Origin of the sequence: Marivita sp., assembly GCF_020055635.1 — a bacterium.
Classification (GTDB): domain Bacteria; phylum Pseudomonadota; class Alphaproteobacteria; order Rhodobacterales; family Rhodobacteraceae; genus Marivita.
The window spans coordinates 1-21297 of sequence record NZ_JAIPUT010000039.1 but is presented as its reverse complement, the minus strand read 5'-3'; the positions used below and the strand labels follow the sequence as shown (position 1 = coordinate 21297).

General features: G+C 60.5%; 17 protein-coding genes. 10 read left to right on the top strand and 7 right to left on the bottom strand.

Annotated elements, in window-relative coordinates:
- Positions 1 to 49: 49 nt before the first annotated feature.
- Genes LCF60_RS16575 through LCF60_RS16560 form a run of 4 tightly spaced genes read left to right on the top strand, consistent with a single transcriptional unit; the run spans position 50 to position 4614 of the window.
- Positions 50 to 1003, top strand: coding sequence for an ABC transporter permease (locus LCF60_RS16575; RefSeq protein ID WP_292293259.1), 954 nt, complete (start codon positions 50 to 52; stop codon positions 1001 to 1003).
- The gene (locus LCF60_RS16570; protein ID WP_292293258.1) at positions 1000 to 1974 is read left to right on the top strand and encodes an ABC transporter permease; all 975 of its coding nucleotides are present in this window, start codon (positions 1000 to 1002) and stop codon (positions 1972 to 1974) included. Before LCF60_RS16575 ends, LCF60_RS16570 begins: the two co-directional genes overlap by 4 nt.
- Positions 1974 to 3479 carry a sugar ABC transporter ATP-binding protein gene (locus tag LCF60_RS16565; protein ID WP_292293257.1) on the top strand — a complete coding sequence of 502 codons (1506 nt, stop codon included), beginning with the start codon at positions 1974 to 1976 and terminating at the stop codon, positions 3477 to 3479. The genes LCF60_RS16570 and LCF60_RS16565 overlap by 1 nt, the downstream gene beginning before the upstream one ends.
- A gap of 19 nt (positions 3480 to 3498) precedes the next feature.
- A complete protein-coding gene (locus LCF60_RS16560) occupies positions 3499 to 4614 on the top strand; it encodes a Gfo/Idh/MocA family oxidoreductase (protein WP_292293255.1) in 1116 nt (371 codons plus the stop codon).
- 2 nt (positions 4615 to 4616) lie between these two features.
- Here the strand turns inward: LCF60_RS16560 and LCF60_RS16555 are convergent, their stop codons facing one another.
- Entirely contained in the window at positions 4617 to 6425 is a 1809-nt protein-coding gene (locus LCF60_RS16555) for an extracellular solute-binding protein (RefSeq protein ID WP_292293253.1), read from the bottom strand.
- Between the two features lie 92 nt (positions 6426 to 6517).
- Here LCF60_RS16555 and iolG point away from each other — a divergent pair, with 92 nt between their 5' ends.
- From iolG to LCF60_RS16530, 5 genes are all read left to right on the top strand, one after another.
- Positions 6518 to 7522: an inositol 2-dehydrogenase gene (iolG, locus tag LCF60_RS16550; RefSeq protein WP_292293251.1), complete on the top strand. Its 1005-nt coding sequence runs from the start codon at positions 6518 to 6520 to the stop codon at positions 7520 to 7522.
- Positions 7519 to 8394 (top strand): SDR family oxidoreductase, encoded by an 876-nt coding sequence (locus LCF60_RS16545; protein WP_292293249.1) that lies wholly within the window; start codon positions 7519 to 7521, stop codon positions 8392 to 8394. Before iolG ends, LCF60_RS16545 begins: the two co-directional genes overlap by 4 nt.
- Before the next feature lie 497 nt (positions 8395 to 8891).
- Positions 8892 to 9980, top strand: a complete 1089-nt coding sequence (locus tag LCF60_RS16540; protein ID WP_292293248.1) for a sugar ABC transporter substrate-binding protein — start codon at positions 8892 to 8894, stop codon at positions 9978 to 9980.
- A 75-nt stretch (positions 9981 to 10055) separates the two neighbouring features.
- The gene (locus LCF60_RS16535) at positions 10056 to 10820 is read left to right on the top strand and encodes an ATP-binding cassette domain-containing protein (RefSeq protein ID WP_292293247.1); all 765 of its coding nucleotides are present in this window, start codon (positions 10056 to 10058) and stop codon (positions 10818 to 10820) included.
- Positions 10789 to 12039, top strand: a complete 1251-nt coding sequence (locus LCF60_RS16530; RefSeq protein ID WP_292293246.1) for an ABC transporter permease — start codon at positions 10789 to 10791, stop codon at positions 12037 to 12039. The genes LCF60_RS16535 and LCF60_RS16530 overlap by 32 nt, the downstream gene beginning before the upstream one ends.
- 188 nt (positions 12040 to 12227) lie before the next feature.
- On the opposite strand, the gene LCF60_RS16525 is transcribed toward LCF60_RS16530, so the two are convergent.
- Complete coding sequence (locus LCF60_RS16525; RefSeq protein ID WP_292293244.1) at positions 12228 to 14030, bottom strand: alpha/beta fold hydrolase; 1803 nt, start codon at positions 14028 to 14030, stop codon at positions 12228 to 12230.
- Between the two features lie 407 nt (positions 14031 to 14437).
- On the bottom strand, positions 14438 to 15097 hold the full coding sequence (locus tag LCF60_RS16520; protein ID WP_292293243.1) for a TetR/AcrR family transcriptional regulator: 660 nt from the start codon (positions 15095 to 15097) through the stop codon (positions 14438 to 14440).
- Positions 15098 to 15149: 52 nt separating this feature from the next.
- Between LCF60_RS16520 and LCF60_RS16515 the strand changes: the two genes are divergently transcribed.
- Positions 15150 to 15716 (top strand): carboxymuconolactone decarboxylase family protein, encoded by a 567-nt coding sequence (locus LCF60_RS16515; RefSeq protein ID WP_292293242.1) that lies wholly within the window; start codon positions 15150 to 15152, stop codon positions 15714 to 15716.
- 109 nt (positions 15717 to 15825) lie between these two features.
- Here LCF60_RS16515 and LCF60_RS16510 read toward each other — a convergent pair whose 3' ends face one another.
- Genes LCF60_RS16510 through LCF60_RS16495 form a run of 4 tightly spaced genes read right to left on the bottom strand, consistent with a single transcriptional unit; the run spans position 15826 to position 20892 of the window.
- Complete coding sequence (locus LCF60_RS16510) at positions 15826 to 17526, bottom strand: ABC transporter ATP-binding protein (RefSeq protein WP_292293240.1); 1701 nt, start codon at positions 17524 to 17526, stop codon at positions 15826 to 15828.
- Positions 17526 to 18431, bottom strand: a complete 906-nt coding sequence (locus LCF60_RS16505) for an ABC transporter permease (RefSeq protein ID WP_292293238.1) — start codon at positions 18429 to 18431, stop codon at positions 17526 to 17528. Before LCF60_RS16505 ends, LCF60_RS16510 begins: the two co-directional genes overlap by 1 nt.
- A complete protein-coding gene (locus LCF60_RS16500) occupies positions 18431 to 19405 on the bottom strand; it encodes an ABC transporter permease (RefSeq protein ID WP_292293237.1) in 975 nt (324 codons plus the stop codon). The genes LCF60_RS16505 and LCF60_RS16500 overlap by 1 nt, the downstream gene beginning before the upstream one ends.
- A 26-nt stretch (positions 19406 to 19431) precedes the next feature.
- Positions 19432 to 20892 (bottom strand): ABC transporter substrate-binding protein, encoded by a 1461-nt coding sequence (locus LCF60_RS16495; RefSeq protein ID WP_363318426.1) that lies wholly within the window; start codon positions 20890 to 20892, stop codon positions 19432 to 19434.
- Positions 20893 to 21297: the final 405 nt, after the last annotated feature.

Below are 21297 nucleotides of genomic sequence, written 5' to 3'. Positions count from 1 at the left end.
TTTTTCGGACCCCGGACGCTTTCTATCGTCAATGCAGGGAGGACATTCAATGGGACAGACGATCAATGGCTTGTTGCGCCGGCACGGGCTGGCACTGGCCTTCCTGGTGTTTCTGGGAGTAGTCGCGCTCAATGCCGATGCCTTTCTGTCGCCGGGCAACATTCTCGATGTGCTCCGGCAGGTGTCGATCACGGGCATGATGGCGCTGGGGGTCACCTTTGTCGTGCTGACCGGGCGCCTTGACCTCTCGATCGGTTCGCTGTTGACGCTGCTGACCGTCATCGTCGTCGATCAGCACAATATCGCAGGGCCTTTCCCAGCGATCGTCATGACGCTGCTGGCGGGGTTGGCGGTGGGCGCTTTCAACGGAGTGCTCGTGGGTTTTGTCGGGCTGAACGCTTTGATCGTGACTCTGGCGATGTTGTCTTTTTTACAAGGTCTTGTCCTGCTGTATTCGGGCGGGTCGAACGTCAATGTCGCAAACGCGCAGGAGACCTGGTTTGCAGTTTTCGGACGGGGTGATTTTCTGGGTCTGCCGGTGCCGGTTATCCTGTTTTTGGTCGGTGCCGTAATCGCAGGCGTTGTTCTGCAATTCACGACCTTCGGGCGGCGCGTCTATGGTGTGGGCGGCAATGAGACCGCCAGCGTCTTTTCCGGGATCGACGCGCGCTGGACGGTATTCTGGACCTATGTCGTCTCGGGTTTCACAACCGGTGTTGCGGCCGTCATCATGGGCAGCCGCGTGATGGGCGCGCAGAACACGATCGGACAAGGTTATGAGCTGACGGTGCTTGCCGGTGTAATCCTTGGCGGCACCTCGCTCCTGGGCGGCTCGGGCAGTATCTGGCGCACGGTCATCGGGATCTCGATGCTCGGTTTCATCCAGAACGGACTACTGTTGCTGGGCTTTCCCTACTACGTGCAATGGCTCGTCACCTGGGCTGTCATCATCATCGCAGTCTGGATTGATCTGGGCGCCAAGCGCGGAAGGATTTTCGCATGAGCCACGCAACCGATATCCGTGCCGGATCGCCGCTGCAAAGCGTGCTCGGGTGGCTGCTCAGAAACCATATTTGGGTGTTCCTGGCGCTGACAATCATCGTCTTTTCCTGGGCAAGCCCGTATTTTCTTACCGTCAACAATATTGGCAACATCCTGACCCAGGGCGCGTTCATCGGCATTCTCGCCATCGGCATGACGATGGTAATGATCAACGGCGAGATTGATTTGTCCGTGGGCGCCGTCCTTGCACTGGCCTCCGCATTGGCAATTGGGTTGCAGGATCACATGGGCGTCTGGCCCGCGGTGTTCCTTGGCCTGATGTCGGGCGCGGCGCTGGGGTTCCTCAACGGGACGCTCGTGGCGCTGTCCGGGATGCATTCCTTTATCGTGACGCTGGGTGGGCTGATCGGCATTCGGGGCCTGGTTTTTGTCTACTCGGGTGAAAACGCGCTGATGGTGCCGGATTTCAGTTATACCGAGATTCCCGAGGTGTATCTTGGCCCGATTTCCCTTACGGCAATGATTTTTTTCGCGCTTGCGCTGTTTTTCCAATGGGTGCTGTCGAGCACTCGGCATGGCCGCGAAACCTATGCAGTCGGTGACAATATCGAGGCCGCGCACGATGCGGGCATCAACGTCAAGCGCCACAAGATCATAAATTTTACAATCTGCAGCACGCTGGCGGCGGTTTGCGGCATACTGCTATCGATGCGGCTTGGCACGGCCGAACCCAATGCAGGCAGGATCTGGGAATTGTGGACGATCATCGCCGTGGTGCTTGGCGGCACGCGCCTGCAAGGCGGGTTCGGCAGCATGTGGATGACGATCGGGGGTGTGCTGACATTGGCGGTCTTGCGGAATGGCCTGCGGCTGCTGAACACGCCCAATTATGTGGAACTGATGGTGATGGGCGCCGTGCTCGTGTTGGCCCTCGTTCTGGACAAAGTTTTGAACCACAAGGGGTACACCTGATGGGCGACGTCATTCTGAAGGTCGAAGGCATTACCAAGACGTTCCCGGGTGTCACAGCGCTTGACGATGTAAGCTTTGACATCCGCTCCGGCGAGGTTCACGCGTTGGTGGGCGAAAACGGGGCCGGAAAATCCACCTTGATGAAAGTGCTGGCCGGGCTGCACAAGCCCGATGCCGGTGAAATCATCTACCAGGGAGCGCCGACCCAGGTCGCCGGCCCCTTGGATGCGCGGCGAAAGGGGATATTGCTGATCCACCAGGAATTGTCGCTCTCGCCGGAACTATCGGTGGCCGAGAATATCTACCTGGGAGCTTGGCCCACAAACCGGTTCGGGGTGCTGAAGAAGCGCGAATTGCGTCGTCACGCGGCAAGCGCGTTGGACGCACTGGGATGTGGCTTCGGCCCGGATACGCGCGTTGGCACCCTGTCGGTAGCGATGCAGCAGATGGTCGAGATCGCCCGCGCCGAAGCGTTCAACGCGAACGTCGTGATCTTCGACGAGCCCACGGCATCATTGACGGACACCGAGAAGGATCAATTGTTCCAGACCATTCGCGGCCTGAAGGCGCGGGGTGTCGGCATCGTCTATATCTCGCACAAGATGAACGAGATTTTTGATATAACCGACCGCATCACGGTGCTGCGCGACGGTCAGGTGCAGGGCACGGTCGATACGGCCGAAACCGACTTGAACCAGGTCACCCGCATGATGATCGGGCGTACGTTGGATACCTATTTTATCAGGGCCAAAGCCGAGTTCGGGGCAGAAGTGCTGCGCGTCGAAGGGCTGAGCAAAGCGGGTGTTTTCCGCGATGTCGGTTTCTCGGTACGCGAAGGCGAGGTTTTGGGATTGTACGGGCTTGTCGGGGCCGGGCGGTCGGAGGTTGTCGAAACCGTCTTTGGCGTCCGCAAGGCCGACAGCGGAAAGCTGTATTGGAAAGGCGGCGAGATCGCCCTGCCCTCGCCTCGGCAATCCATTGACATGGGCATGGCACTGGTGCCCGAAAGCCGAAAGGAACAGGGGCTTGTGCTGATGATGGGTGGGCGGGAAAACACGTCTCTGCCGCATCTTGGACTGTTTTCGTCAGTGTCGATCATGAACCGACCAAAGGAACTGGCGGTGTTCGAGAAATACCGCTCGGCCCTGTCGATCAAGACCACCGGTCCGGATCAGGCGGTGTCTCAGCTTTCGGGTGGCAACCAACAGAAATTTGTTCTGGCCAAGTGGCTTTGTGCGGATCCCAAACTGATCATTCTCGATGAACCGACTCGTGGGATCGACGTGGGGTCGAAATCGGCCATTCACGAATTGATTGCGGACTTGGCGCAAAAAGGGCTGGCAGTGATCGTGATCTCTTCGGAAATGCCCGAGGTTCTCGGCGTCAGCCACCGGGTTCTGGCCATGTCCGAGGGCGCGATTGTTGCAGAATTCGAAGGGGACGCGATGACCGAGGAAAACCTGATCGACGCTGTGTCCCATCATCGTGACGATGCGGCGGCATGACCGACAGGAGGATCAGACAATGAGCAAACCGGAGATCGGCATCGGACTGGTAGGATCGGGATTCATGGGGCGCTGCCATGCAAATGCGTTCCGCAGCGTTGCGGGGCTGTTCGACGTGCCGGCCGAGCCGCGACTGCGCGTGCTTGCGGATGCAAGCGACGAACAGGCTGCACAGGCTGCGCTGTCTCTTGGCTTTGCGCGCGGAACAGGCGACTGGCAGGATCTGGTCGCGGATGAGTCCGTTGACATCGTGGCCATCACCGCACCCAACGTGCTGCATGCGCCGATTGCCCATGCGGCAATTGCGGCGGGCAAGACCGTCTATTGCGAAAAGCCTCTCTCGACCACGGCAGCGCTGGCGCTTGAGATGACCGAAGCGGCAGAGGCGTCGGGCATCGTCACGCTCGTGGGATTCAATTTCTTGCGCAACCCGATGATCAAGCTGGCGCGCGACATCATCTCGAGCGGCGAGATTGGCGAGGTCACCGGCTTTCGTGGCCGCCATGCCGAGAATTACATGGCCGACCCCGACGTGCCACATTCCTTCCGCACCGACCCGCAGGGCGGTGGGGCAGTGGCCGATATCGGCAGCCACATCATTTCGATGGCGCGCTATCTTGTTGGCCCGATCGCCAGGGTGCAGGCGGATTGCAGGACGATCCACAGGACCCGGCCGAAAGCACCCGGCGCGTCCGAGCGAGCGCCCGTCGAAGTGGACGACATGACCCACGCGCTGCTGCGCTTTAATAGCGGGGTGAGCGGTAGTCTCGAGGCCAATTGGGCCGCCACCGCCCGCACCATGGACCTGTCTTGGGAAATCAGCGGAACCAAGGGTGCTATGGCTTTTACCCAGGAACGGATGAACGAATTGCAGCTCTGGTCCGGCACGCAGGGGCGAAGCGGCTATACGAGGATCGAATCCGGCCCGGCCCATCCGCCTTATGGCCAATTCTGTCCGGCACCGGGACATCACTTGGGCTTCAATGATCTGAAGGTGATCGAGGTGGCCGAATTGCTGGCGGCGCATTCGGGCGGGCCGGCCTGTGGTCCCGATTTCCGCGAGGCCTACGAAGTACAGCGCACGGTTGAAGCTATGCAGGCATCCCATGCCGAACGGGAATGGGTCTGCGTCTAACCTTATAGACCCATTGCCCGTTCACAGCGGGCCTGGGCATCACGCAGGGCGGCGGCGGGTTTCTTGTTCCGCAGCAGCATGGTGTGGATTTCCTCCCCCAGGATGCGAACAAGCGCGTTGAATTGCGGCACAGCCGGACGCGCCCAAGTCTGAAGTTGACCCGCGCGGGCCATCTTGTCGACGGTGGCGATGACCGGGCGACCGTGAGCCACGACCGGGTCGTTGCAAACGCTGAAGCGTGAACTCACAAGGCTGCCATTTTCAATGTAGAGTTTCGTGGCGGCAGCCGAGGTCAGAGTACGCGCAGCCAGGCTTACGTCTCCGATCCGCGCGGATTTGAGGTTGGAGGGCACGCAGATGTTCCAACCACCCAGCGGCGCATTGCGCGGGATGCCAGGTGCCGTAGGGTGCGGGAGATACCCCGTGTGCCCAAAGCTTGGCAGTTCCGGATGGTTCTCGACCAACGGCAGGATCTGGGTGTAGCTATAGGCCATTGCAGCTTTCCCGTCCGCATAACAACGGGCGCGCTCGTACCACGACATCTGCAGCACGTTGGGCGGCGACCATGAGAGCACTTCAACGAGAAACTCCGCCGCTTCGAGCGCCTCCGGGCTATCAAGCATCGGAACAAGCTCTTTGCCGGCAAGCTGCTGATCGCGGAACCCGTTCCCCATGCGCGACAGGTTCAGTATGGGTTGCCCAAAATCCGCCATCAGCATCATGAAACTCGTGCCCACCGGCGTTCCGCGCGCGCCATTCCAGCAGATACCGCTCATCCCGCGAGCCGGATCGTGCAGCCGGCGGGCGCATTCCAGCAAGTCGCCGAGGCGCTCTGGTGGCTCCAATCCCTGTTGTTCGAAAATGTCGGTGCGGTACAGAAACAGCTCCGGCGTGGTCTGGACAGGAATGCCATAGAGGATATCGTCGCGCTGAACGGTCGAAAGCGCCTCAGGGTGGAAATCCATCAAATCGCGCGCCTCACCTCCATCCAGGATTTGCACGGGCCGGATCGCCTCGGCCTGGATCATCTCTTCCATCCAGCAGACATCACATGTGACCAGGTCATAGCGTGACTGACCTCGCCCGGCGTTGTCGAGAATTTCCCGGTGCAGCCGGTCAATGCTGAGCGCCCGAACCTCGATTTCAGTGCCGAAATGCATCTCGAACTGCCGTTTGAGTTTCTGCATCGCCATGAAACCCGCATCCGCGTGAAGAAGCAGGCGCAAACCGCCGGGCAGATTCAGCTTGCTGGGCATGACAGGCAGTGGGGCCACAGCGGCAGTGGCCAGATACGAGGCGCCAAAAAAATAATCCGTGTCTTCCGACAGTCCGAACGCTGTGCCCAGCAGCGATTTCACCCGACGCACATAGTTCATCCATGCATCGATCATCCGCCGCGTCGGATGCAGCGAGAAGGTCTTGCCGCTACGAGTGCGGGGACGTTTGGCGATCAGGCCTTTCTCCACCATTTCCTCGATCAGACGGTGGGCCGTGCCCCGCGCCAGTCCTGAACCGTCGATCAGCGACGATGGTGTCTCCAGCCGCCCGCGAAGATGCGATCGCATGAGCTGGACCATGATCGGCACTTCGCGCGCGGGCATCCCCAGCAACAGGGTGTCCTGGGTTTCGGTCATGAACCGGCTGACAAAATCGAGAAACCGTTCCAGCTCGTGCGCCGACATTTCGTTGAAAAAATTCCCGGGCACGGCGGGCTGTGGTTTCTTGGAGTCCAGTTTCGTCATTTTTGTCTGGGCCACCGAGCGTTTTATCCTCTCGCCGGGAAGAATACCGCAAGTGCGGACATGTGGCACGACGGAAAAATTCCAATGTGGACAAACCCGAAGTTGAGAGTGGGCGCTCTGCAAGCAAAGCTGGGAAAAACAGCAGTCGCAAAGGAAATCATATGCTGCGTTTCGGAATCATTGGAGCCGGTCGCATCGGAGACATGCATGCCCGACTGGTCGCGTTGCAGCAGGATGCCTCCGTGACCTGGTGCTATGACGTTTACGCCGACAACGCCAAGGCCACCGCCGATGCCGTCAGCGCCCGGGCAACCACGGATCTCGATGCGCTGCTGGGCGCCGAGGATGTCGATGCAGTGCTGATCGCCTCGCCGACCAACACCCACGTGGAGATGATCCTGCGCTCGGCCGAAGCCGGCAAGCCCATCCTGTGCGAAAAGCCGATCGATGTGGACATCGACAAGGTCGAGGAATGCAAGGAAAAGCTCAAGGCGTTCGATGTTCCGGTGCAGTTGGGCTTCAATCGACGCTTTGATCCCAGCCATGCCGGGGTGCAGCAAGCCGTGGCGCGCGGAGATGTGGGCGCGCTTGAGCTTTTGGTGATCACCAGCCGCGACCCCGGTCCGCCACCGCCGCGCCCAATCCTCGAGGCCTGCGGAGGTTTGTTCCGCGATACCACGATCCACGACATGGACATGGCCCGGTTCGTCATGGGAGAAGATCCGGTCGAGGTTTTCACCATGGCCGCCAACAGGGTGGACCCGATCTTTGCGGAATTGAACGACGTGGATACTGCCATGATCGTGATGCGCGGCGCATCGGGCGCGCTGTGCCATATCAACAATTCGCGGCGCACCAATTACGGCTATGACCAGCGGGTCGAAGCCTTCGGCCCCCAAGGCATGGTGCGCTCGAACAATCACCGCCCCTCCGAAGTGTCACGCTATGGTGCGGGCGGCACGGCGACGCGCGACGAACTGCTTTATTTCTTCATTGAGCGCTACCGCGCGGCCTACGAGGCAGAGATCCGTGACTTCATTGACCAGATTACGGCGGGCAAGCCTCCCAATGTGACATTTGAAGACGGTCGGCGGGCGCTCTTGCTGTCGGAGGCTGCGCTGAAATCACATCAAACGAACAAGCCAGTGCAGGTGGATTACTCATGACAGATTATGAAAGCCCCTACGGCAATGCCGCCTATCGTGCGGCCTCTGACAAAGATGTGCCGCTGGACCGGCAATTCGAGGGCAAGGTGGCGGTGGTCACAGGTTCGACTCAAGGGCTCGGGCTTACGGCAGTGAAGTTGATGCTTCGGCGCGGGCTTAAGGGTGTGCTGATCATGGGTCGCAAGGCGGCCGAGGGCAAAGCAGCCGCAGAAGCCTTGAGCACCGAGACGCAGCGTGTCGTCTATCATCAGGCGGACCTGACCGATCTCGATGATTGCCGTTCGGTACATGAGCGCGCAATCAAAGAATTCGGCACCTACGACGTCCTCATAAATTCCGCCGGCAAGACCGACCGGGGCGGCATTCTGGACGGAGACGCGGAGCTTTGGGAGCAGACCTTTGCGATCAATGCAAGGGCGCCCTTCTTTCTGATGCAGAACGCAGCAAATCATTGGCGCGATGCAGGCAAACCCGGGACCGTGGTCAACGTGGCAACGGTCACTGCCCATGGCGGAGTGCCGTTTCTGACGGTCTATGCCGCGTCCAAGGCAGCGTTGGTGGCGACGACAAAGAACGCGGCCTTCTCGCTGATGCGCGACGGAATCCGCGTCAACGCGCTGGCCATCGGCTGGATGGACACCCCGGCAGAGGATGTCATCCAGAAGACGTACCACGACATGCCCGAGGGGTGGCAAAAAGAGGCCGGGGCGAAATTGCCCGCCGGACGGCTGCTCGACATGAACGAGGTGGCGCGCTGGATCGCCCATCTGGCCAGCGACGAGTCGGGTATAATGACCGGGTCGATTCTTGATTTTGATCAGGGGGTTATCGGTTGCTACGAGTCCACGCCGTTGCCGGAGCAACTCCGCTGAGACCGGACGCCACAAAACTAGACCGGCAGGCAGCCGGCGGACGGACAAATTCAATTCGGAGGAAGCTATAAGTATCACGAAAATGCTGCGATCAACCATTTTGGCAACCGCGCCATCTGTTGGCGCTCACGCAGCGATGGCCGAGAACTTACGCGCCGAACCCGGCCTTGGCGCGCGCACCTGAGCCGGCACTGGCGATTCCAGATTGGACAGAATGCAAGGCGACGGGCGGCAGACCACGGGATAGCATCTTGTTGAGCGATACCAGAGTGGAACCGTTGCGCGGATCGTCGTGAAAGTGACGGCAGGAAATCTGGTCTGGAGCACGGACGATCGGCCAGATCAAAGGGAGGTCTCAAAATGACCATCGTCAACAGACTGACAGGAACCAGCGCGTTGGTAAACGCCGCGCTGACCGGGTTTGACGCGCCGCTCTGCAAAGGAAAGTAACTCAATTCTGCCCGGCGACCGGGTCATTTGAACCAAGGGAGGACACAATGAACAGATCCATCAGACACCTCATGAGTGGTAGCCTGCTTGCAGCGCTCGCCATCAGCGGGTTTGCCGCGGCCCCGGCGGCTGCTCAAGAGGCAAGCGTCTTCTTCATGCTGCCCAACTCGACCACCATCCGCTTCGAGCGACGCGACGCGCCGCTGTATGTGGCCGCCATGAAGGAGCGGATGCCGGGCGCCACGGTGACCGTTCAGAACGGCGAAGGGGATCCGGAGCGTCAGCAGCGGCTGGTCGAGGATGCGCTGGCACAGGGCGCGGACCTGATCGTCTATACCTCGTCCGACGCCAACCTGGCGGCCGGGGCGCTCAAGGCGGCGGAAGAGGCAGGGGTGCCCGTCTTGCTGTACGAGCATGACGCGATTGGCGGCAAGGCAGAGGCCCATGTGCTTTTCAACGCCCGCGCCGTGGGGCAGGCCCAGGGCAAGCGCGCCGCCGAGCTGATCGAGGCGATGCCCGAAGGCACGGTTCGTATCGCCCGCGTCAAGGGCAATCAGGGTGAGTACGGCACCACGCAATACGAACTGGGCCAGAATGAATATCTCCAGCCGCTGATGGCTTCGGGCCGAGTCGAAGTGGTCTGCGAAGATTTCACCCCGAACTGGGATCCGGTCGAGGCGCAGGCGTTCGCCGAGAACTGCCTGACCCGCACCGGCGGACAAGTGGACATGTTCTTGGGGATGAATGACGGCACCACCGGCGGCTCTGTCGCGGCGCTGATCAGCCAAGGCTACCAGAAAGGCGATGTGGTCGTGACCGGCGGTCAGGACGCAACCATCGAGGCGGTTCAGTTTATCGTTCAGGGCTGGCAGGACAACACCATCTTCAAGGACCTGCGGGTAATGGCCGAAGCCGCGGCGGATCTGTCGGTCGACATTCTGAATGCCGGGGATCTGTCCGCTGACTGGATCAATGACAGTGTCAGCAACGACTTCATGGATGTCCCAGCCGCTTTTCTGCCGGTGGAAAACGTGACAATCGACAATGTCTCCACCGTCGTCGACGCGGGTCTCTACACTTGGGAAAAGATCTGTGATGGAGCCGCAGCCACCGCAATCTGCCAGGAAAACATGTAGCAGGTAACTCCGCTCAAGTAGAGCCGTCGGCGGCGTTGGCTGCCGACGTACCCCGCGTATCAGAGGTGACTTCAGATGACAGAACCCATTCTCCGCCTGCGCGGGATCACAAAGCATTTCGGCCCTGTCAAAGCGCTGACAGATGTCTCGCTCGATCTTGAACCGGGCAAGGTCGTGGCCCTTGTCGGTGACAACGGTGCCGGGAAATCGACTCTGGTCAAGGTGATGGCCGGCGCGCATCGCCCCGACAGCGGGGAGTACCTGTTCGAAGGACATAAGGTCGAGGGGGCGACCCCGGCAAGCGTGTCGGACATGGGGGTACAGACGGTCTATCAGGACCTCGCCTTGTGCAACAATCTCGATGCGGTGCAGAATCTCTTTCTCGGGCGCGAGATGACAGGCCCTTGGTGGACAGGATTCCGTGTGACCCGCGCCCACGCCGAAAAGAAGGCCAAGGACGTGCTCAGACGAATGCGGCTCGACTCGATCTCGCTCAGCCGAAATGTCGGGGCCATGTCCGGCGGTCAGCGTCAGAACATCGCCATCGCCCGGTCCATCCTGTGGGAACCTAAGGTGGTCCTGCTCGACGAACCTACCGCGGCCCTCAGCCATTCGGCGTCAGAACAGGTGGGCAACCTCGTGCGCGAATTGGCATCGCACGGGCTGGCCGTTCTGGTGATCAGCCACGACATTCATCACTTCGTTCTGGACAATACCGACCGGATCGAAGTGCTGCGGCTGGGGCGCAATGCGGGCAGTTTCAATTCCAGAGACGTGACCGGCGAACAGGTAGTCAACGTAATGGTTGGTGGCAACGAAGCCGTCAACATGGCAGGATAAGACAGGCGTTCCAATGGCAAACACAGCAACCGCACCCGAGATAACCTTGCCTGCAAGACGGGGCCTGACCGAGCGGCTGGGCAATGAATTGCGCTTTGTTCCAGTGGCGCTGGGATTGGTTGCGCTCTTGATCTTCTTTTCCTTCCAGTCGGATGTTTTCCTGACCAGCCGAAACCTCAACAACTTGCTGATCCAGTCCACAGTGACCGGGATCATCGCTCTGGGGCTGGTCTTTGTCTTGCTCACCGGCGAAATCGATCTGTCTGTGGCCGCTACCTCCGGCGTCGCAGCGGTGTTCATGGCCAAGATGGTGGTGGATACCGGGCTCCCGATCCCCCTCGCCATCCTCCTGGGCGTGGGGATCGGCATGCTCATCGGGGCTTCATCGGCGCGATGGATTACTCTGATCGGCGTGCCGTCTTTCGTGGTCACGCTGGGAGTCGGACTGTTGCTCAATGGTGTGCAATTGCTGCTCCTGCCCAACACCGGGCGCTACAATCTGCTAAATACCGGTGTCGAGAAACTGGCTGCGACCTATGTTTCGGGTCCCGCCGCCTGGGCGTTGGTGCTGGTCGCGTCCACCCTGTTTGCGCTGATCCGATTGACCACTTTCCGCTCGCGTCGGAGCGCGGGTCTGCCTGCCTCGCTGGGCGGCGGCGTGATCTTGCCCGTGGCGATTGTCGGCGTGGTACTGATCGCCTTACTCATGTTTCTTGAAAACCAGCGTGGTCTGCCGATGCCGGTGATCCTGTTCATCGGCTTGCTGGGCGTCATGTGCTATATTGCCCACGAAACTCGCTTTGGTACCTATCTCTACGCCATTGGTGACAATGCCGAGGCCGCCCGGCGCGCCGGAATCAAGGTGGACCGTATCAAGATCACTGCCTTTGCCATCGCGGGCGGCATGGCGGCCTTTGGCGGAATCCTGTCGGCGTCGCGGATTCTTGGCGTCTCGGTCTCGTCTGGCGGCGGTGTCGGAGGCGGCGCTTTGCTTCTTGAGAGCATCGCTGCTGCTGTCATTGGTGGGGTCAGTCTCTTTGGTGGACGCGGCATGGTGATCGGTGCCCTTTTTGGGGCGCTGATTATCGGCACTGTGTCCAACGGTCTCAATCTGATGGGCGTGGCCAATGAAGCGCGGTTGATCGTGACTGGCTTGTTGCTTGTGCTGGCCGTGTCAATTGATCGCGGCATCGAGAAACTCGCCGGTCCAGCCGGATAAATGATCGGTGGTCAGGCCCGCTGGAATGCCTCATCCTCAATCGTTTCCCGGGCGATGAGCGACCGAAGGCATCGGGGCTGTAAATGACATGCTGCTGGGCGCCAATTCTGGTTCGAAAGAAAGAAGTTATTGTGAGAAGACTGTATTATTGCCGAATACTAATGCCGGACAGGGACGACGGGCGCGCATTAATCTTGCAGGACGTATGTGCCGGGCGCGGCGGAGAGCGGAGGCAACCCGCGGCCTGGAGCGCCCATGTCCGGTGGCTCCGCAAGGCCACCGCCCCGTGTCGTCAGCCAGTCCGACCATTCGGGCCACCAAGACCCGGCTTTCGGCACGGACCGGGCCAGCCACGCGTCGGGGCCAAGGTAAAGCGCGCCCGCCGGGCGGTGCGAAAGGCGGTATTGTCGCCCCGCATGTCCCGGTTCGCTGAGGATGCCGGTATTGTGCCCACCCTTGGTCAGCACGAACGTGAGGTCGCAATCGGTAAAGAGCTGGGTCTTGTAGACCGACCGCCAGGGCGCGATGTGGTCGGTCTCGGTCGCCACGACAAAAAGCGGCACCGACAGGTCCTTGAGCGCGATCACCCGAGCCTCGACCGCGAAGCGCCCCGCCGTCAGCCGGTTCTCCAGGAACAGGCTGCGCAGGTATTGCGAATGCATCAGCGCCGGCATCCGCGTCGTGTCCGACAGCCAGACGCCGATGTCGGTCGGAACGTCTTCGCGCCCCAGGAAATACCGCTGGACGGCGCGGGTCCAGATCAGGTCCTCGGCCCGGATGGTGGCAAAGGCGCGAGCCATCTGCGGGCGGTCAAGATAGCCCTGTTCCCACATCAGATCTTCGAGAAAGGCGATCTGGCTTTCGTCGAGGAACAGCAGCAACTCGCCCGCCTCGGCAAAATCCACCTGCGCCGCCATCAGCGTGACCGAGGCCAGTCTGTCGTCGCCGTCGCGCGCCATCGTGGCCGCCGCGATTGCCAGGATGGTGCCACCAAGGCAATAGCCGACGGTGTGGACAGGCGCGTCCGGGATGGTGGCGCTGACCGCGTCCAGCGCCGCCATCACGCCGCGCTTGCGGTAGTCCTCGAGCGACAGGTCGCGCTGAGCTGCGGTCGGATTCGTCCAGGAGATCATGAAGACGGTAAAGCCCTCGTCGACCAAGTAGCGCACCATCGAGTTAGCGGGCGACAGATCGAGAATATAGTATTTCATGATCCAGGCCGGCACGATCAGGATCGGCCGGGCCTGCACCTGTGGCGTCTGCGGCGCGTACTGGATCAGCTCCATCAGGTCATTGCGGAAAATCACCTGTCCGGGTGTGCAGGCCAGTTCCTCGCCGATCCGGTAGCCCTCGGGCGCGGGATCGCGTTGGCCGGTCAGCGTCTTCACCGCGTCATGGGCGAAATGTGCCGCACCCTCGGCCAGGTTGTGGCCCGCCGTCCGCACGGTCTCCTCGATGATTTCCGGATTGAGCAGCGGAGAGTTCGACGGGGACAGGACGTCGAGCGTCTGCCGAGCGAGGAACCGCGTGCGATGGGCATCCTCCGGGCGCAGGCCCCGCGTCGGTTCGGTGGCATGGTCCCACCAGTCCTGCACGGACAGGAACCCCTGTTGCCAGAGGCGGAACGGGAAGGCCTGCCAGCCCGGATGGGTGAAGCGCTTATCATAGAATTTCGGCGCGAAAGGAGGCGGGCTGTCCAGATCGGCCGCAAGCGCCATCACCTTCAGCAGGTTGCGCTGCGCATGCTCGGCCAGTTCCATCTGCCGGCCGGGCGAGCGCGCCAGATGCTGGGCCCAATCGCTCCAGGCCTCCAGGAACGCATGCGGCGAGACCCCGCCGCTGAGCCGCGCCAAGGCGCCCCGCGCTGCGCGGTCGAAGGCGTGGTGCGGATGGTCCTGCGACGGATCGCGCAAAGGTGGCACGACGGCAGGAAGCTGGACAACCGCCGGAGCGGGTGCTGCGCGAGGCTTCTGTTTCTGAGATCGTGTCATGAGTAAACTCCCAGTCGGATCCGTTTCTCGATTTCAGTCAGCGCAGAGAAGGCAACGCCGATTGGCACGATCGGAGGGCCATTCATCAGCGGAACCGCTTTTGCCCAAGATGGCGCTGAGCGGTGGCAAATAGGTGACAACAATTTGCAGCGCGGTGATGACAACAACCACGGCCCAGCCCACCCTTGTCGCGCGCCGCGAACCCGGAGGACCGACTCGCCCATAGGCGGGTTAGCGCGAGGCCGTATCGCCCGCCATTCGGGGCGACCGGTGTCGATATGAGTTTTAGGTTGGATAATTCGGTTGCGGGTTTGTCCTCCGCTTAATCGCGCTGAAACTCCCTGGTTGTTCAATAGCGAAACCTCCTTGATGAAAAAGCCATTGGTATCTCTCATCTTGGATAGGTCTTAGCGTCCTCTCGCGATCGCGCATTGGACAGCTGCTTCGGCGATTGGGTGCAGGTCTGCGGAAGATGCACCCGACCGCGCACGCAGCATGATGCCCCGGGCTATTGCGGCAAGCATACCCGCCAACGCGGTTTGGTCCTTCGGTTCGACGCCAATGCCGTCATGTTCAAGGCGTTGCGCGATACGATCTTCAAGAGCGGCGAAACGAGTTTTCAATTCCTGCCGAAAAGTTCCGTTTGCACCCGCGACTTCGGCCAGAACGCACGAAATCAAACAGCCGGGGGTGCGGCTGTCGAGCGTGGCCAATGTCACGACTGCCTCAAAAAATGCAGTCAGGTCCTCTTCGAGTGTCCCCACCGGGCCGAGTGACTGCGCCACCGGACCCAGCCGTGTTTCGACGTAATGGGCGATGGCGGCCAGAAACAGACCCTCCTTGCCGCCATATTCTTGGTAAAGACTGGCACGGGGCATTTCCGTTTCACGGCAAAGCCTGTCGATCGAAGCTCCGTTGTAGCCCTCTTGCCAGAAGACGTGCACCGCTGCATCCAGCGCTTGGTCGATTTTGAAGCCCCGTGGGCGACCGCGCGGTCGTGGTGCGTTTGTGAGGGGTTGCATGGTCTCACCCTTTTTTGAACGGATCGTTTCAAAAATAACTGTCATTCCCGATTTCCGCAATATACAGAATGATCATTCTTAAAAAATGGAGTCTCTCATGAGCCGCGAACCCTTGATCGACATGTCGCCAACCACTCTCGAAAACGCGGAAGGCGAGGCCAAAGAGCTTCTGGCCGGAGCAAAGGCTGGCCTCGGCTTTGTGCCAAACATGTATACCTACATGGCCAATCTGCCGGGTGTTCTGGACGGGTATCTGAGCACCTACAAATCCTTCCGCGAGACATCCGGCTTCACTCCGGCCGAACAGGAAACGGTGTTTCTGACCATCAGTCGGATTAACGGTTGCACCTACTGTACCGCTGCTCACTCGATGATCGCCGACAAGAAATCGGGCGTGCCCGCCGACAGCCTGAAGGCACTGCGCGACGGAGGCGACCTGCCTGAAGCAAAGCTGGATGCCGTGGCAAAGTTCACCGAGGCTATGGTTGTGTCGCGCGGTACCCCGGGAAAAGCCGCAGTAGATAGATTTATTTCCGCGGGTTACAGCGAAAAACAGGTGCTGGGTGTTGTGTTGGCCATCGCGTGCAAAACGTTCTCGAACTACACCAATCATCTGGCCGGAACGCCGGTGGATGATGTGTTCGCGCCTTACAAGGTTGATTGATCCGAAAGCGCCGTGCTTTGACCGCCCAAGCGCGGCGCACTATGCCCGAATTCGTGTGTGGAGCCCCTCACAAGGGTAGTCGTTTCACCGTATGCCAGAAGCTGAACATTCAGGTGCCGGACTTGTCGAATCTGATCGCCGGCGTTTGTGCCAGAAGATCGCGAGAGTAGGCGGCTTTCGGGCCGGCGAAGAACGCCTCGGACGGACCCGTTTCGACCAGCTTTCCGTCCTTCAGGACCGCGATGTCATTCGACATCTGCCGGACCACGGCGAGATCGTGGCTGATGAAAATAGTGGTAAGGCCGAACCGGGTCTGAAGGTCCTTTAACAGGTTGAGCACTTGCGCCTGTATGGACACGTCAAGTGCACTGGTGGGTTCGTCGCAGATCAGCAGACCGGGCCGCGACAGAAGCGCCCGCGCCACCGCGATCCGTTGCCGCTGGCCACCCGAAAACTGGTGCGGATAACGATCCAGGGACTGAGCGGGAAGGCCGACGAGGGCCAGCATGGCTTCTGCCAGCCTTTCGCGGCGGCGCTGGTCCTTTTCCAGACCGAAGAGCCAGAGAGGTTCGGTCAGCACGTCGATCACCCGATGTCGGGAATTCAGGCTGGAATAGGGGTCCTGAAAAATCATCTGGATCAGCCGCCGCGACGCATCACCTCTGCGCCTCGAGCGCATCGGTGCCAATGGAACGTCGTCCAGTCGCATCTCACCCTCTGCGGGCTGGACCAGCGCCGCGATGACCTTGGCCAGGGTGGATTTCCCCGAACCGCTTTCGCCGACCAGACCCATGACGGAGCCGGGTCTGACCCCCAGCGATACCGCGTCCAGCGCCACGAACTCCTCGCGCGCGGCAAAAAAGCCCTTCCGTTCTCCACCAAAGCGCACGGTGATGTTCTGCACGTCCAGCGCCGGCCCGCCCCCGCCGATCCCCGACAAAAGCCAGTCCTCGGCTTCTCTGGCCTGGGCTGCATCCGCTGCATCGGCTGTTTCGCCCGCGACCTTGGGAAGGTGGAAATTTTCGAGCTTGCGGTCAAGCGGCGGCACGGCGGCCATCAGCGCTTGGGTATAGGGATGTTCCGGCTGGCCCAGAATACGCCGCGTTGCTCCCTGTTCCATCACCCGACCACCCCGCAGAACCGTCACCCGGTCCGAGACCTGCGCAATCACGCCGATATCGTGCGTGATAAGAATGAAACCGACCTGCCGCGTTCGCGCGAGCTTCTGGATCAGGTCCAGAACCTGCGCCTGCACCGCGACGTCGAGCGCTGTCGTGGGCTCGTCCGCGATGATCAGTTCGGGGTTCGTGCACAATGCCAGCGCAATCACGACGCGCTGGCGCATGCCACCGGAAAATTGGTGCGGGTAGGCCTTGATGCGCGTTGCGGCATTGGCAATACCGATTTCTTCCAGCAGCCCAACGGCCCGTCTCCGCGCGTCATCGAGCGACAGGTGTTCATGCGCGAGGATCGTTTCGATCAACTGATCCTCGATCGTCATCAGCGGGTTAAGGCTGGTCTGCGGATCCTGAAAGATCATCGATATCCGTTTGCCGCGCATACGGTGCGCCGCAACAGGAGACAGCGTCCGCAGGTCGGTTTTGCCAAGGGTCATGCGCCCCGCGGTGATCTCGCCCGCGGCGGGAAGAAGTCCCATGATCGCGGCTCCAATGGTGGATTTCCCGGCCCCCGATTCACCGACGAGTCCGTGGATCTCTGCCGGGCGCACATCAAGCGACACGTCCTCGACAGCCATCGTGGCGCCAAATCGGTCTCGGAACCGGACTGACAGGTGTTCGATCGTCAGCATCAGCGCAGACTCGGATTGAAGAGATCACGGAGAAAGTCACCTAACAGATTGATCGCCACGACCAAAACGACCAGAAAGACGGTGGGAATCCACAGGATCCACCATTCACCCGAGAGCAGATATTGCATGCCGATCCGGATCAATGTCCCGAGAGACGGTGAATCTGCGGGAAGGCCGACCCCCAGGAAGGATAGCGTCGCTTCAAGCAGAATGGCTGATGCCAGATCGACTGTCGCAATGACAAGCAGCGGTCCGACGATATTCGGCAGGATGTGCCGCAGCATGATCCGAACCGGGTGCTGGCCCATCATGATTGCGGCCGAAACGTAATCCTTGTTGCGCTCGACAAAGACCGAGGCCCGCGCCGTGCGTGCAAAATTGACCCAGAGCGATAGTGCGATCGCCAGCGTGATGACGGCCAGTCGCAGGTCGTCGTGCAGGGCGGCGGGCAGGATCCCCCGCGAAATGCCATCGATAAGCAATGCGGTCAGGATCGCCGGAAGTGCCAACTGTACATCCGCGATCCGCATCACGACAGCATCGAAGCGTCCGCCGAGATATCCCGCGGCCAGCCCGAGGCTGACGCCCAGCACCAGTGCGACTGCCATCGCGACGGCGGCAATTCCCAGCGATAGCCGGGCGCCATAAAGGATCGACGACAGCAGGTCGCGTCCTTGGTCGTCCGTGCCAAGCAGAAAGCGCGGATCGGCGCCTTCCTCCCACGCTGGGGGCAACAGGCCGTCGATCAGCGAAAACGACGACAGGTCATAAGGGTCGGTCGGGGCGATCCAGGGAGCGAACAGCGCGCCGGTCACGATCACGATCGTGACGACAGCGGCAAGCATCGCGGCAGGGCTGCGCGTAAACAGCCAGATGCCTTCGGACTGGACAAGACGGGTCAGCATCAGGCGCTTTCGCGCACGCGCAGTCGCGGGTCAATGGCGAAGTAAAGAAGATCCACCAGCAGATTGATCAACACGAAGAAGAAGGCGATCACGACGAGATAGACGCTCATGACCGGGATATCGACGAAGCGGATCGATTCCAGAAAGAGAAGACCCATGCCCGGCCACTGGAACACGCTTTCCGTCACGATCGAAAAGGCGATCACGCCACCGAACTGCAAGCCGATGATCGTGATGACCGGGATCATGGTGTTGGCCAGCGCGTGGCGATAGCGGATACTGCGCCAAGGCACGCCCCGCGCTATGGCAAAGCGGATGTGATCCGTCCGCATGACCTCCATCATCTGAGCCCGCACCAACCGCATCGTCAATGTCAGCTGGAACAGCCCCAACGTCAGGGCAGGGAGTACCAGCGATCTCCAGCCTTCGACCGTAAGGAACGAGGACCGCCACCAGCCAATTTCCACCGTACCACCGCGACCGTAGGTCGGAAGCCAGCCAAGCTGGACCCCGAATAGAAAGATCAAAAGGATACCGATGACGAAGGTCGGGATCGAGACACCGATCAGGGTGCCGATCAGGATCGACTGGCTGAAGATGCCCCTTGGCCTGAGCGCGGTATAGACACCGGCCGGTATTCCCGCGACCAGGGAGATCATCAGCGCCACAGTGCCCAGCTCCAGCGTCGCGGGCAGCCGGGTCAGCAGCATCTCATCGATCGGTTCGCGCGTGCGAAAGGAGTAGCCGAAGTCGCCCCGCAGAATGTCTCCGGTGAACCGGATGAACTGCACCACGAAGGGATCGTTCAGCCCCAGCTCTTCACGCAGCCTTTCCTGGTCTTCAACAGATGTCTCGACACCGGTCATCTGGCTGATCGGGTCCCCGACGAAGCGGAACAGGGAGAAAGCGAGAAACGCCACGGCCAGCATAACAAAGATGGACTGGACCAGCCGCTTCAGTATGAATCTCGCCATCTCGCCATCTCGCCAGTACTGCCCGATCAGTTCACTTCGACCCAGCGCAACATGAAGAAGTTGTCAGGGCGCTGTACGACGTCGATATTTTCCTTCATCGCCCAGATCAACGGCTCGGTATACAGGGGAACGTAGGCCACATCGTCCTGAAGGATACCGGCGACCTCTTCCAGCATGTCCTGACGGGCCTCCGCGTCGATTTCCTGCTGGATCGGCGCCAGCATGTCGTCGATCTGTGGATTGGAGTATCCGCCAAAGTTCCAGGTTCCCAAACGCTCTGTCGGGGTATGTGCTAAAAAGCGGATCGGATGCTCGGCATCGAACGTGCCGGGCGACCAGCCCAGCATGTACATATCGAAATTGTCAGCCCGAAGCTCGTCCCAGTATCCGCGCACCGGCATGGCGTTGACGTTCGCGTCCAGGCCGATGCGAGCAAGCATGGAGGCCACGGCGCGGCACACCGCTTCGTCGTTGATGTAGCGGTCATTGGGGCACATGAGGCCGAACGAGAATCCGTCAGGATAGCCGGCCGCGGCCAACAGTTCCTTCGCAGCTTCGGGATCGAATTCGGGGCGATCTGCATGGTCCTCGGAATAGCCCGACAGGCCCGCGGGCAAAAGCTGGCTGGCAGGTTCGGCGGCACCGCGCATGATCACGCGGTCGATGGTGTCCACGTCGATTGCCTTGGCGACGGCTTCACGCACCTGAACGTCAAGAAACGGATTCTCTTCGGTGATATCCTCGGAATAGCGCAGAGCATCGTGATCGTGGCCAAAGCCCAGCATGATGACTCGCGTTTCAAGCCCTGTCAGAACCTTGAAGCCGTCGCGGCTTTCAACCTGCTCTACGTCCTGAAGCGGAATCGGGGAAATGAAATCGATCTCCCCTGACAAGAGGGCAGCCAGACCCGTGGCGGGGTTGCCGATAGGCGTGAAAACGGCCTCAGTCAGGTTGTGCTCTGCGGTGTCCCACCAGGCTTCATTCGGGGTCAGCTCGGTGCGGATGCCCGGGTCGCGGGCGGTCAGCACAAACGGTCCGGTGCCATTCGTGTTGCGCGTGGCGTGGTTCTCCGCGTCGCGCGCCGGAACCTCGGCGTCATTTTCGGCGGCCCAGTCAGCGTCGAGGATCATGAAGTTCGCAATTGAGCCCGGAAATAGGGGATCGGGAGCTGTTGTCATGAAATCGACAGTGGTGTCGTCGACCTTGACGACCTCGGTGATGTTGGCGAACCAGGATTTCACGTCGGACGGTTCCGAAATGGCACGCTCATAAGAGAAGATGACGTCGTCGGCATTGAACGGGGCACCATCGTGAAAGGTCACGCCCTCGCGCAGTGAGAACCGCCACCCTGCGCCATCGGGAAGAGCCTCCCATGACGTGGAGAGCGACGGCTGAATCGCCATGTCCGGTCCGCGACGGACAAGGCCTTCATAGACGTTGTTCAGGAAGGACAGCACCGGCGTGGCGTTCACGGCGTGAGGGTCCATCGTCTGTGGGTCCGTCGTTCCGGCCCAACGGAAGCTTTCGGCTCCGGCGGGCAAGGCGCAAAGCACTGTGGTGCCTAAGGCAAGTGCGGTTGCAGGAAGCGTGGCTTTGAACATGTCGACCTCTCTGTTGTTTGTATCTGCCGCGTAACGCGGCGACTCTTGCCGCGATTAAGACATATCCAGAACAATCATTCCAGATCTTGAGAAGAAAGTTTCCGATCACGCCCCTGAGGCACAAGCTGGAGAAAGGGTGTTGTCACGTTAACTCGCCGAGTTTGCAAGTTGCATTCCGGTCGTTGATCAAGCGGCATGTGCCGCGGATTTCCACGCTTCGAATGCTTCGAGCCGATGGTAGCGGATGGTGAGAGCGGAACGGCGGCGAGCTGGGACAGAGAAAAGATTGCG

Excerpts from the sequence above, each read along its gene's own strand:
- LCF60_RS16525 (WP_292293244.1), bottom strand. The coding sequence starts at position 14,030 with ATGACACGATCTCAGAAACAGAAGCCTCGCGCAGCACCCGCTCCGGCG.
- LCF60_RS16505 (WP_292293238.1), bottom strand. The coding sequence starts at position 18,431 with ATGCTGACCCGTCTTGTCCAGTCCGAAGGCATCTGGCTGTTTACGCGC.
- LCF60_RS16540 (WP_292293248.1), top strand. The coding sequence starts at position 8,892 with ATGAACAGATCCATCAGACACCTCATGAGTGGTAGCCTGCTTGCAGCG.
- LCF60_RS16570 (WP_292293258.1), top strand. The coding sequence starts at position 1,000 with ATGAGCCACGCAACCGATATCCGTGCCGGATCGCCGCTGCAAAGCGTG.
- LCF60_RS16510 (WP_292293240.1), bottom strand. The coding sequence starts at position 17,526 with ATGCTGACGATCGAACACCTGTCAGTCCGGTTCCGAGACCGATTTGGC.
- LCF60_RS16520 (WP_292293243.1), bottom strand. The coding sequence starts at position 15,097 with ATGACAGTTATTTTTGAAACGATCCGTTCAAAAAAGGGTGAGACCATG.
- iolG (WP_292293251.1), top strand. The coding sequence starts at position 6,518 with ATGCTGCGTTTCGGAATCATTGGAGCCGGTCGCATCGGAGACATGCAT.
- LCF60_RS16565 (WP_292293257.1), top strand. The coding sequence starts at position 1,974 with ATGGGCGACGTCATTCTGAAGGTCGAAGGCATTACCAAGACGTTCCCG.
- LCF60_RS16500 (WP_292293237.1), bottom strand. The coding sequence starts at position 19,405 with ATGGCGAGATTCATACTGAAGCGGCTGGTCCAGTCCATCTTTGTTATG.
- LCF60_RS16545 (WP_292293249.1), top strand. The coding sequence starts at position 7,519 with ATGACAGATTATGAAAGCCCCTACGGCAATGCCGCCTATCGTGCGGCC.
- LCF60_RS16495 (WP_363318426.1), bottom strand. The coding sequence starts at position 20,892 with ATGGACCCTCACGCCGTGAACGCCACGCCGGTGCTGTCCTTCCTGAAC.
- LCF60_RS16575 (WP_292293259.1), top strand. The coding sequence starts at position 50 with ATGGGACAGACGATCAATGGCTTGTTGCGCCGGCACGGGCTGGCACTG.
- LCF60_RS16560 (WP_292293255.1), top strand. The coding sequence starts at position 3,499 with ATGAGCAAACCGGAGATCGGCATCGGACTGGTAGGATCGGGATTCATG.
- LCF60_RS16515 (WP_292293242.1), top strand. The coding sequence starts at position 15,150 with ATGAGCCGCGAACCCTTGATCGACATGTCGCCAACCACTCTCGAAAAC.
- LCF60_RS16535 (WP_292293247.1), top strand. The coding sequence starts at position 10,056 with ATGACAGAACCCATTCTCCGCCTGCGCGGGATCACAAAGCATTTCGGC.